Source organism: Dyadobacter luteus (assembly GCF_003383615.1).
In the GTDB taxonomy this organism is placed as follows: domain Bacteria; phylum Bacteroidota; class Bacteroidia; order Cytophagales; family Spirosomataceae; genus Dyadobacter; species Dyadobacter luteus.
Window position 1 is genome coordinate 1 of record NZ_QNUL01000048.1, and the last position, 12,237, is coordinate 12,237.

Consider the following 12,237-nt stretch of genomic DNA (forward strand, 5'->3'; position numbering starts at 1 on the left):
TACGAGGCCCGTACGCACGGTGGTGTGAGAGGACGGAAAATGAAAGGAGGAAAACTTTCATTTTCCTCCTACTCGATTGTGATCATTTTTTATTCATCCCCCAATCTCCATCAACAGCACCACCGCGCCATCTGACAGCGCTTCGAAGTCTACTTCTTCGAGTTCCCAAAGTGAGAGTGCATCGCCTTTTTCCAGCAGTCGGTTCTGTACTTCAAAGGCACCGTTGATGATGTATGCAAATACTGTATTCTGCGGATTGTTCAGAACATAAATACCTTCTTCCCTTCCATTGTACTGTCCGATTACAGCACTTACTGAACGGCTCAGGTTAGTAAATGCAGGTATTAATGCATTGATATCTTCCAGCGAAAATCGGTTTACAGGTAATTCGTCAAACAGATTATTAGTGGCGTCTTCCGTTAAATCCGGGCGAATATGTATCTGTAGGTAACTAATTGTTTCGGTGGGATAGGGGTTCGCTATTTTAAAATCACTTTCCGGAAATTCAAAAAAACGAAAGGTTTCTCCTACACTCAGAAATATAGGATCAGTACCTGCAGAAATCAATTCCACTCCGCCGACAACAGGCACAAGAATGATTTCCGTGAGTACATCGGTTTTAATGTCAATACTTTGGCCGGCATCCAGTTCCACTTCATGGAATGCAATAAGATTACCTATAACTTTCGTTTCATCAAACGTACTATAACTACGAAATCCTTCGTTTATTATTGCTTTACGCTGGCTTTGCAGGTATATATGAGCAGGCGTTTGTATGATCATGACTTCAGTTTTGAGGGTTAGTATAATGTGAAATGCTTAAAAATGAGCTCATTGGAATGAGTTCTGTTTCTGTCTGCTCTCCGCTACGAAGCTTTTCGTGGTTGTCTTGCCCTGTAATTAAAATGCTGCTACCAATCGTTTCCAGCCATATCACCGGATCGCTGTAAAAAGAGATCGCGATCCGGTGCTGGGCCTTATCTTCTATATGCGATGCAAGGATCTCAAACTTAAAATCATGGAACGGCAGGCATGGCAGTCCCAGCGTACTGTGGACATCCGGAATGACATCATCAAGCTTTCTGATGTATCCTATTGCCGCAGAACTGGTGAGATAATGCAGATGCTGTGCATCGGGAATATTGTCTGTAAGCTCGGCAAATGTGGGATGCTTACCTTCCGGATCCAGCCGTTGCGCCTGCATGTAAAATTCAAGATACGTGGCATCGAAGACCGCTCTGTCCCAACCCTGCCGGGAGCTGACATCAATGACTTTGCGGTAACAAAAGCGAATGGATTTCATGACAGCGATTAGCTTTTAGCGGTTAGCTAACAGCTAATCGCTAAGGTTATTATTTTTCATGTAAATATTACTTACAGACTGCCAGCGGCTGACACTCCTCCCCTACCCGTTCACTACAATCGTATGTGTGAGTTCAAATGCTGTGGAAACAGACCCTGTTACGGTAGACATTTCTGTGGAAGTGCCGTCTCCGAACACATTGTCGCGGGCATTTGTAGTATCTGCCTGGCCATGATTTTTGTACACACCTTGCGCGTAAACCAATGCGCTGGTTGCTTCCGGAAATGCGATTTGGGTAACCAATAACGACTTCCCGCTGGCATTGTAAACGTGGACGTGAATGTGCGGTGCACGACCCGAATACCAGCCCGGATAGATACTTGTAAATGTTACCAGCCCATTGGCATCAGTGGTTTGTCGGCCTCTCAGGAAGTTCACACTTTGATAGTTGGTCGACTGCATTCCTGTGCCCCCATATTGAGAATAATTGCCAGCTGCATCGCAATGCCAGATATCTACCAAAGCTCCGGAAAGAGCAGCGCAACTGTTGTTTTTGTTCTGGATGGTGATCTTAATGGTCAGTTTATTACCCTGTCTGTCAGAGGTAATATCGTTTAGTACGTAGCTCCCCGGCACTTTCGTAGGAAAAGGACCTTCGGTTTCAGTAGCAGTAATGGTGCAGGTCCCGTCCCCGGTTGAGGTTCCTGTTTCGGTTGTATCCACCGGATCAACCGATTTGTTAGAGCAACTTACAATTGCAGCCAAACCCAATGCTGAAAATCCTCTCTTTAAAAATTCTTTGCGTTCCATCTGTTTTCGTGTTCAAGGTGTATTTACTAACCTTATCGAAACAGGCGGCTTTCTTGTTGCAGAGATGACCGAGTTTACCGGTAAACAGGACTTTTGTATCGGTGAATGGGAAAATGAATCAGTGATTTTTCCACTTTTCTATAAAGCTCATATACGTGTCACTGACCGGAATTTCTTTACCGGATTTTAAACTGATCTTTTTATTTACAATAGAATGAATTTGTTTTTCACCGACAATAAAACTGCGGTGTACTCTGCTGAAACCTGATTCCGGAAGTTTTTCCAGTATTGTTTTCAAAGACATGAGTGTGAGCACCGGTCGATTGGTATCAATCAAGAAAATCTTGATATAATCTTCCATTGATTCAATGTATTCAATTTGTGCCGGATCAATACGGATCATTTTATATTCCGATCGCACCATAAATGGCTCCCACTCGGGCTCTGTTATCCGCTTGCGTAATTGGAACTGTTCCTGTGCGCGTGTCACCGCTTTTTGAAATCTTTCCGGTGAAATAGGTTTGAGCAGATAATCAATTGCCTCCAATTCAAAACCGATGTGTGCATACTTCTTATGCGCGGTTGTGAAAATGACCATGGGTTTATTCTCAATAGCTGCCACCAGATCCAACCCGGAAATATCCGGCATATTAATATCAATAAAAAGTAAATCTATTTCATGCAGTTTCAGATAGGCAGCTCCTTCCAGCGCATCATCAAATGTGTGAAGCAAATTCAATTCCGGAACTTCAGAGATATAAGTTCTGAGTAGTTCCAAAGCCAGTGGTTCGTCATCAATCGCAATACACTTCATTTTTTCAGCTGGTCGGAATTTAGTTTGAGCACCACTTCAAAAAAACTGTTTTCATTTCGGATGTCCAGCTGATGCTGGCCCGGGTACAATAGCTGTAACCGTTTTTCAGTATTTGCAATTCCAACCCCTTCGCGGTCTGTTTCAGGTGTGGTTTCGAAGATTTGATTGCGGCACGAGAATTCTATAGAGCGGCCCTTTGCCCGGATTTTTATTTCTATTGAATTCTCATAGCGGTTACTAATGCCATATTTGAAGGCATTTTCAACAAAATTGATAAAAATTAAAGGCGCTATCAGCTGATTTTCAGTACTTCCCTCAATCTCGAAATGAACCTTACTTTTACTGTTCAAACGGAGCCTCTGAAGATCAATATAATTCTCCAAACAACGAATTTCGTGGTGAAGAGGTACAAAATCTACAGAAGCCTCCTCGGTGATGTAGCGGAGCAACTGAGAAAGCTTAAGAATACCGTCCGCTGTATGATCACTTTTGGCAACGGCCAGTGAATAAATATTATTTAATGTGTTGAACAAAAAATGCGGATTGATCTGAGCTTTGAGGAAGGAAAGTTCCGCCTTTGCTTTTTCTGTTTCAGAAATGATCATCTTCTGTTCTGATAATCTCCATTGTGCTGATATTTTAACCGCCATGGCTACAGCCCATACTATCAGAAAAAGAATCAGACTCACATAGTCAACAGCGGGGAGGTCGCTCCTCCCTGCTCCTTTTAATGGTGGCGGTCTGTGTGATGGGTCGTCACCTGGAAACGGTCTATGCGTTGCCATTTCAGAAGCTGAACCAGGAGGTGGCTTAGGTGCGAAGGCTTCGGGACGATCTTCTGGCGCATGATGCTTTTCTGAATCGGGCTGAAATCGTTGAAACAATAAATTTTCAAAGGGTTTAAAATAAAAAAACAGCAAAAAACTGACGACAAAAATGCTTAGGTAAGCGGTGTATTTTTTTACAAAAAAGAGCCGGGGGATCAGAAAAAAAGTATTTCCGTAGTAGACTGCCAGGTAAATGGACATAAATATCCAGAAGGGTAACGAGGTGAAAATAGAGCTCATTACCGCAGTATCCAGCTCACGGGAAATAATCGTGACAGGAAAAATGGCAAAGAGAAGCCATGCTGACAGATGAATAAGCCAATGGTTTCGTAGTCTGGGCATAGCCGGAAGGTTGTATGATATCGAAATAGCAGACGAATATATGACTTACAGAAACAAAAAGTTTTACTATTTTGGTAGATATAACCGATGTATTCAATGGCCCGGGCAACAGCAAAAACTGAACTTTTCAAAATTCTGGGTGTAGGATTCGGCGTGGCAGTAACTGTGGGAGGAACCATTGGAACAGGTATCCTCCGTAAACCGGGACCTATTGCAGAGCAGCTCGGCTCTCCTCTGTTGATCATGACCTTGTGGCTGATTGTCAGCCTCTACGCATTTCTGGGAACACTTTGTACGATTGAGCTAGGCACATCTGTCCCTAAGGCCGGAGCCTGGTATGTATATGCGCAAAGAGCTTTCGGTAATTACGCGGGTTTCGTAGTGGGCATAAACAGCTGGCTGGGAACATGTTCTGCATTGGGATTTGGTGTGTACACCATGAGCGAATATCTGGCACTATTGATTCCCTCGCTGACAGGATATGAAGCCTACGTTGCCGCAGCGATATTGACCTCGCTGTCGGGAATTCACTGGCTTGGGTTGGCGCTGGCAAGCACTTTTCAGAATATCATGAGTGTATTGAAGGGTGTTGGCTTGTTTGTTTTTGTTGCTATCTGTTACATCTATGGAGAAGACATTTCTTCTGAGGCTACCCAACTGACAACAAGCCGTATCGTACAGACAGGCAGCTGGATAGCACCTGTTGTTTTCTCCTTGCAAGCAATCTTCTATACCTATGATGGCTGGCATACGGCTGCCTATTTTACAGAAGAAGACCGGGATCCGGCCAAAAACCTGCCCCGATCCATGATCGGAGGTGTATTGTTGATCATCATCATCTATTTGCTTTGCAACCTGGCTATTCTGCATGTTCTTCCGATGAACCAACTGGTGCAGTCGAAGCTGGCAGCGGCAGATGCCATCAGGCTGATTTTTGGGGAAGGAACAAGTAAGATCGTAACGATATTCCTGATGGTATCTATTTTAGGGATTGTAAATGCACAATTGTTATTCAATCCCAGAGTCTTGTATTCTATGAGCCGCGATGGATTGTTTCTCAAAGGTGGGACGAAGGTCAATAAGGGTGGTACCCCTTCGCAAGCCATGCTGATTACCTCCTGCATCGCGATCGGACTAATTCTTACCGGTAAAGAAACCTGTGAAAAGCTGTCGGATATTGCAACATTTTTCTTTGTATTGGGTTATACTTCAGGCTTTGCTTCCCTCCTTGCGCTCAGGAAAAACGAGCCCGACCTGCCCCGCCCGTGGAAAGTCCCTGCTTATCCCGTTTTGCCGATCATTATGCTTATTTTATCACTGGCGTTTCTGGTAAGCGCTGTGGTGCAAGACCTTTCCAGCAGCCAGTTTGCACTCCTTTTTCTGGTCATCAGCTATCCATTGTATCTGCTGGTTAGAAAATGGAACCGATAGTAGAAATAATTCACTATTTTGGCTGATAATGTTGTGAACCTGATTTGAAAGCCATGATTCATAAAAGATTAGCTTACCTCATCCTGATGTTGATGGTGAGTGCCCTGGGTACGGCATTCAGGCATTCGGATGAGGATTTTATCAAAACCATTACATCCCGACTCCGGAAGTTCCGGGCAGTATACCCTCAGGAAAAGGCATATCTGCATTTAGATAAACCGTACTACTCTGTAGGTGATACACTATGGTTCAAAGGTTACCTCGTGGAAGGCGCAACGCATCAGGCGGATAGTACATCTGCACTCCTATATGTGGATCTGATTGAACAGCGTACAGGGAAAAATGTAGCGCTAAGAAGAGTACAGCTTGATGGAGGAAATGGTCACGGAGATATTGCGCTGGCTGCCCCCCTGACTCCTGGTGCCTATACGATCCGGGCTTATACCCATTGGATGCGTAATTTTTCAGAGGATTATTTTTTTCAAAAAAGCATTTACATTTTTAATCAGGAAATTGCTCAAACGCCTTCAGCAGATGCTGGATTAGATGTTCAGTTTTTTCCCGAAGGTGGTCAGCTATTGACTGGCATTACAGGAAGGATAGCATTCAAAGCCGTTAATTCTGAGGGCGCTGGAACCTCAATAAGTGGATTTGTAGCTGATCAGCGCAAAGACACAATTATTTCCTTCACAAGCTCTGCGCTCGGGTTTGGTAATTTCCAGTTTACACCTGAAAAGGATGTGAAATATACTGCGTATGTCAGGAAGGAAAATGGTGAATTGCAGTCTTTTAACCTGCCTCCGGCATCAGAGCAAGGCTATTCATTGATGGTGGATAATGTATCCAATTCCAGAGTAATGCGGGTGCTCATTTTTCAAAATTTTCAGGATGGAAAAGAGAGAAATGTACACGTCGTAGGTCACACGCGTGGGGTTGTTACCTTTGTTGCCAATGGAAAAGTGAGCAGCAGGAATTTGAGGATGAATCTTGAAAAAAAGGATTTGCCGGAAGGAATTACCCACCTCACACTTTTTGATGAGCAGCACAGGCCGGTTTCCGAGAGACTTGTTTTCATAGATCATAACAACAGGCTTCGTGTTGAGGTTACTCCCAATAAAAAAGTATTCAAAACCAGAGAAAAAACGGAGCTGTCTGTCATGGTTACAGATTCTTCAGGAAACCCTGTTGAGGCAGGTCTTTCCGTTGCCGTTACAGATGCCGGACAAATAGCCGCTCAACCGTATGATCAGGATATCAGCTCCTACCTTCTGCTTACTTCTGACCTGAAGGGCACTATTGAAAAACCTGGTTCTTATTTCGATCCTGCTAATTCAGAAAGAAAAACAGCACTTGACCAGCTGATGATGACACAGGGATGGCGGAGATTTATCTGGCAGGATGTAATGAAAGACTCGCTTCCTGCACCTCAAAAGTTTATTGAACAGGGAATTACGCTCTCGGGAACGGTGAAACGTGGTAACCGGACTCTTACGGAAAAGGTAATGTATTCGCTTTATCTGCAGAATGACAGCATAAAAACCATGCTTTCCGGGGAGACCGCTGACAACGGGTATTTTGCAATCCATAATATGGTTTTTACCGATTCGCTGAGTGCCCGGTTGCAGGGAATGAATAAAAGAGGGAACCAGAATCTGACATTTATTGCGGATATTTTTCAGCCTCCGGCATTTACGGTTTTGAAAGTCCCTTACTATCCGGTTACCGTTGAGACTGAACAACTTCAGGCCTATCTAAAACGCGCGGAGGAGTATCAGGAAATTATCAAAACGATCAGGGCTAATCGCGAAAAATTACTGAATGAGGTAACGGTCAGGGCGAAGCGTGAAGCGGAACGGGATTCCAGAAAACTATACAGCAATGCGGATGCCTCTATCAAAATGACTCCGCAGCTGGCTTCTTCTGCCTTTAGTATACTGGATGTATTGGCAGGACGGGTTGCTGGTGTGCAGGTAATGGGTTCAGGCATGAACGCCACGGTTTCGATTCGGGGAAGTCGTGGAGAGCCTCAGTTTATTCTGGATGGAATGCCTGTGGAAAAGGACATGCTGACCTCCATCAATATCAATGATGTGGAATCCATAGACGTATTGAAAGGACCTTCTGCTGCCATTTATGGAAGTCGGCGTGGAAATGGGGTAATTGCTGTATATACCAAAAGAGGAGATTCTAACTACGACTATTCCAACGAGGTAGTGCCTGGTGTGTTAGTGACCAAAATTGCAGGTTATAATACGCCCAGGGATTTCTATATGCCCAGGTATGATATTGTAAGACAAGAAGATGCCCGCCCCGATTACAGGTCAACTGTTTTTTGGGCTCCGATGGTCAGGACCGGAAAGGATGGTAAGGCAAAACTGATTTATTACAACAGCGATGCAGTAGCTACCATGAACATTCGTACCGAGGTATTGAGCGCAGACGGAAGAAGTGGCGTATCGCGCCAAACCTATTCTGTGCAATAGCAGGTGTCAAAATAAGAATAGGGCAACTTTGTCGTTACTATTCTTGTTTATAGCAGCATATCTCCTGACAAAAAGAACAAAAAACAATAACTTTGCTTTTTACCACCAACCGCCCGGTTTGGCTCGCAATCAGATGGGCATCATGACAAGATATGAGGACCAGACCCTTTAAAATATTCTTCCTGATCGGCTTTCTGCTGGTTATTCATGCGAGGCATACAGCGAGCGCGCAGGACAAAACCGGCAGTGAACAGACGCAGCCGGATTCGCTTACTGTACCGGATCAGCATCTGAAGGATGAATCAATGGCGATCGAAGGGATGAAGTTTCTGATGAGAGACGAACCTGCCAAAGCGCTTCCGATTTTTGAAAAACTGATTGAAAAGACGCCAAATAATGCTGCAGGATATTATATGCTTGCCCGTACGCTTCTCAAACTGGATCGGACGGATGATGCGGTTGTTGCTTCACGCAAAGCATACGATCTGGATAAAAACAATATTTATTACACGCAACAACTGGGTGAATTACTGGCAAAAAAGCGCAAGTATGCCGAAGCTGCGCAGATATATCAGGCACTTGTAGCTAAAAGTCCCGACAATATTCAATATGGTATAGAACTGGCCGCCATCTATGTTTTCAATGATCAGTACGACAAGGCTATTGTGACTTATGATAATCTTGAAAAATCAATAGGTGTTACAGAAGAAATCACGCATCAGAAGCAGCAGCTCTATTTACGTCAGAATAAGCTGGATAAAGCGCTGGCAGAAGCGAAAAAGCTGATTACAGCAGAACCGGGAGAAGTGAGTTACCGTATAGAACTGGCAGAAATGCTGATTGCGAATGACCGTACCAATGAGGCAATTATACCATTAGAAGAGGCATTAAAGATCAATCCGGATGAAGCACAGGCGCATGTGTTGCTGGCGGATATTTACCGGAAAAACGGAGATATTGAAAAATGTAACAGGGAGCTTAAACTGGTATTTGCCAATCCCAATCTGGAAGCAGAGCCCAAGATCAGGGTTTTATCGGGATATGTGAAAATGCTGAAGACAGAAGCTGAATTTCAGGATGCTGTAGTGCTGGCTAAACAATTGGCTGATACCCATCCGAAGGATTCCAAAGCAAGTATTATTTATGCTGATCAGCTGATGCGCATTGGTAAGAAAGCGGAAGCAAGAGATCTTTACGCAAAAGCTGCCCGTCTGGATGGCTCAACGTTTGAAGTTTGGGGTGCATTGTTACAACTGGACGGAGAATTGAATCAGGTAGACAGCATGTTGGTGCACTCGGAGTTGGCACTGGAGGTATTCCCGAATCAGGGATTATTATGGTATTCCAATGGAACGGCTCATCTGATGAAGAAAGATTATAACAAAGCCATTTCGTCGTTGGAAGAGAGTTTGAAGCTGATTACGGATAAGCCGGATATGATTCCCTACATTCATGCGCAACTCGGAGATGCATTCAATGGCTTGGGAAACCATGAAAAATCCGACGCAGCCTATGAGTTGGCTCTGAAAGAGAATCCTGATAATGACCATGTACTTAACAACTACAGCTACTTCCTTTCTTTGCGTAAAGAAAAAATGGACAGGGCTTTAAAGATGTCGGAAAAACTGGTGCAAATGCATGCCGATAATCCTACTTATCTGGATACCCACGCCTGGGTTCTTTATATTTTAAAAGATTACAAAAAGGCCAAAACCTACTTGGAAAAAGCTATTTCAACAGAAAGTACACAAGTAAGTGGTACTATTATTGAGCATTATGGTGATGTTCTTTTCAAATTGGGAGAACGCGACAACGCGGTAACTCAGTGGAAAAAGGCAAAAAAGATGGGAGAAACCACAGAACTGCTTGATAAAAAAATTGCAACCGGAGCTTTACATGAACAATAGAATGATGATGTGGCTGATGGCCACAAGCATGATGTGGCTTACGGCATGTCATAAAAATAAAATAGCAAAGAATACAAAACAGGTTATCGTCGATTCTGTTGCTGTAACCGAACCGGATTCGAAAAAGTATAGCATTGCGGTAGCAGAGGTAGTGGAGCCTGTGAAAATCAATGAGGTAGCTTTTGACTACCTGACAGCCAAGTCAAAGGTATCTTTCGAAAGCGACAAGCAGAATTTTGACAATACCAATGTCAATATCCGAATGAAAAAGGATAGCCTGATCTGGATTTCCGTGACAGGTGTAGGATTTGAAGTTGCACGGGGACTGATTACTCCGGATTCTATCGTTTTCATGGATAAGTTTCATAAGCAGTATTTTGTTTTTACCTACGAACAACTCAGTAAAAAGTACAATTTTGAGTTAAATTTTGCGCTTTTACAGTCGGTGATTGTAGGTAACCTCCCCTTCCCTGCTCAGCCAGGTGATCGCTTTACCAAACAGGACAATTTTTTTGTTTTAAGTCAGGACAAAGGCCGTATCGGAGTAAACAATTATGTAGCTGAGGATAATAAGAAACTGACGAAACTGAATGCGAGAGAGAATGGTACCAACAATACCTTCGCTTTGGAATACACCGATTTCCGTTCAATTAATGACCTCCTGTTCCCTTTCACAAGTCTGGTAATGCTCAATGTGAAATCGTTACAGGACGGAAAACCCGCTAATACAAAAATAACGCTGAAACATTCCAGGGTTGATATTCAGGCGGAGAGTCCGGGATTCCCGTTCAGCGTGCCCTCCGGCTATACCCGCAAGCTGTAAATCCATATAGTATTTTAAATAATAGGGCAAAACAGTAAGTCTGCTTAACTTTGTCCGCCGGTAAGGTATTTCAGGTTGATAAAAAAGATATATGCCCCTATTTAATTCACACTATCGCGGTTTCATTCTAGTGCTGTTGCTTTCGTGCCTTGCAGTGTCTGGTGCATTTGCCCAGAAAACCAGAGAGCAATTGGAAAAAGAAAAAGCGGAGAACCAGGGAAAAATAAGAGATATACAGAACATACTTAAGCAGACATCTTCTCAGAAGAATGTCAACCTGGGTCAGTTGAAGGCACTTAATCAGCAGATTAACACCTATAAGAAACAAATAGACCTGCTTTCGGACGATTTGGCTTTGCTGGATAAGGAATTGGGTGTTTTGCAAAAAAAGCAACAGGAACTGGCAGCTAGTCTGGCAAAGTTAAAGGAAGAATATGGTCACATGATCTATGAAGCTTCCAAGCGGAATGCCTACATGAACCAGCTGGTATTTCTGTTTTCCTCCGGAACTTTCAACCAATTTGTAAACAGGTATAAGTATCTGAAACAATATACCGAAGCGCGTCAGGGGCAGGTGAAAGAAATGGAAGTGCTTGAAAGTAAGCTCAGGGCAGAACGCCAGAGAATTACCTCGAAAAAAAGCCAGCAAAAAACGGTATTGGATACCCGGCTGACGGAAAATACCAAACTGGAAGGATTGAAAGTAAAGCAGAATGAGGTCATTAAAGAGCTGTCTCAGAAGGAAGTAGAGTTGAGAAAGCAAATTGCTGAGAATAAACGGGCAAACGACTTTTTGGAAGCAAACATCCGCCGGATTGCAGAACGTGAGCGGAGAGAGCGATTGGAAAGGGAAAGAAAGGAAAGAGAAGAGCGTGAGGCAAGAAGAAAAGCGGAACGTGAACGCATCGCGCGTGAGAATGCAGAAAGAGAAAAGAAAGGTGAAGCGACCGTAAAGGAAGAGCCGAAGGAAGAAGCTCCTGTGTTTTCGTCAGGCGGAATGAACGAAGAGGAATCAACATTAGCATCCTCTTTCACGGCTTCTCAGGCACGCCTTCCCTGGCCGGTAAAAGGATTTATTTCCAGCCATTTCGGGCAGCGCCCCCACCCTGTCCTTAAAGGCGTAATGGTTGATAATCTGGGTGTTGATATTCAAACATCTGCCGGAGATCCTGTTCGTTCGGTGTACGACGGTGTCGTACTGGATGTAACGCAGATGCCTGGTATGGGTAGTGTTGTTGCGATACAGCATGGTATTTATATGACGATTTACGCTAAAATGAGTGGCGTAAGCGTAAGACCAGGACAAAAGGTGAAAGCGCGTGAGAATATTGGCCGGGTAGCGACTGACAGCGATGGAACGTCGGAACTGCAGTTCCAGATATGGAAGAATACATCACGGCTTAATCCTGAAAGCTGGTTGGGAAGAAACTAGTAATGATGCCACTGCCGGTTTGGTAGTGATAGAGTGAGTTCACCAGAACTGTATTTAATTTTTGA

General features: G+C 43.9%; 10 protein-coding genes. 5 read left to right on the forward strand and 5 right to left on the reverse strand.

The window, feature by feature from the left end; genetic code table 11:
* Positions 1–93: 93 nt before the first annotated feature.
* From DSL64_RS28235 to DSL64_RS28255, 5 genes are all read right to left on the reverse strand, one after another.
* Positions 94–783 carry a pirin family protein gene (locus DSL64_RS28235; RefSeq protein WP_115834327.1) on the reverse strand — a complete coding sequence of 230 codons (690 nt, stop codon included), beginning with the start codon at positions 781–783 and terminating at the stop codon, positions 94–96.
* Between the two features lie 4 nt (positions 784–787).
* Positions 788–1,303 carry a hypothetical protein gene (locus DSL64_RS28240; protein WP_115834328.1) on the reverse strand — a complete coding sequence of 172 codons (516 nt, stop codon included), beginning with the start codon at positions 1,301–1,303 and terminating at the stop codon, positions 788–790.
* 102 nt (positions 1,304–1,405) lie between these two features.
* A complete protein-coding gene (locus DSL64_RS28245; protein ID WP_115834329.1) occupies positions 1,406–2,113 on the reverse strand; it encodes a dioxygenase family protein in 708 nt (235 codons plus the stop codon).
* A 118-nt stretch (positions 2,114–2,231) separates the two neighbouring features.
* Complete coding sequence (locus DSL64_RS28250) at positions 2,232–2,927, reverse strand: LytR/AlgR family response regulator transcription factor (RefSeq protein ID WP_115834330.1); 696 nt, start codon at positions 2,925–2,927, stop codon at positions 2,232–2,234.
* Complete coding sequence (locus DSL64_RS28255) at positions 2,924–4,096, reverse strand: sensor histidine kinase (protein WP_115834331.1); 1,173 nt, start codon at positions 4,094–4,096, stop codon at positions 2,924–2,926. The genes DSL64_RS28250 and DSL64_RS28255 overlap by 4 nt, the downstream gene beginning before the upstream one ends.
* Before the next feature lie 87 nt (positions 4,097–4,183).
* On the opposite strand from DSL64_RS28255, the gene DSL64_RS28260 reads away from it, so the two are divergent.
* The 5 genes from DSL64_RS28260 (at position 4,184) to DSL64_RS28280 (ending at position 12,172) form a co-directional block, all read left to right on the forward strand.
* Positions 4,184–5,527, forward strand: coding sequence for an APC family permease (locus DSL64_RS28260; RefSeq protein WP_374755850.1), 1,344 nt, complete (start codon positions 4,184–4,186; stop codon positions 5,525–5,527).
* A gap of 53 nt (positions 5,528–5,580) precedes the next feature.
* Entirely contained in the window at positions 5,581–8,010 is a 2,430-nt protein-coding gene (locus DSL64_RS28265) for a TonB-dependent receptor plug domain-containing protein (protein WP_115834333.1), read from the forward strand.
* A 152-nt stretch (positions 8,011–8,162) separates the two neighbouring features.
* Entirely contained in the window at positions 8,163–9,917 is a 1,755-nt protein-coding gene (locus DSL64_RS28270; RefSeq protein WP_115834334.1) for a tetratricopeptide repeat protein, read from the forward strand.
* Positions 9,907–10,740 (forward strand): lipoprotein insertase outer membrane protein LolB1, encoded by an 834-nt coding sequence (gene lolB1 / locus DSL64_RS28275; RefSeq protein WP_229217261.1) that lies wholly within the window; start codon positions 9,907–9,909, stop codon positions 10,738–10,740. The genes DSL64_RS28270 and lolB1 overlap by 11 nt, the downstream gene beginning before the upstream one ends.
* A gap of 91 nt (positions 10,741–10,831) precedes the next feature.
* Positions 10,832–12,172 (forward strand): murein hydrolase activator EnvC family protein, encoded by a 1,341-nt coding sequence (locus DSL64_RS28280; protein WP_115834335.1) that lies wholly within the window; start codon positions 10,832–10,834, stop codon positions 12,170–12,172.
* Positions 12,173–12,237: the final 65 nt, after the last annotated feature.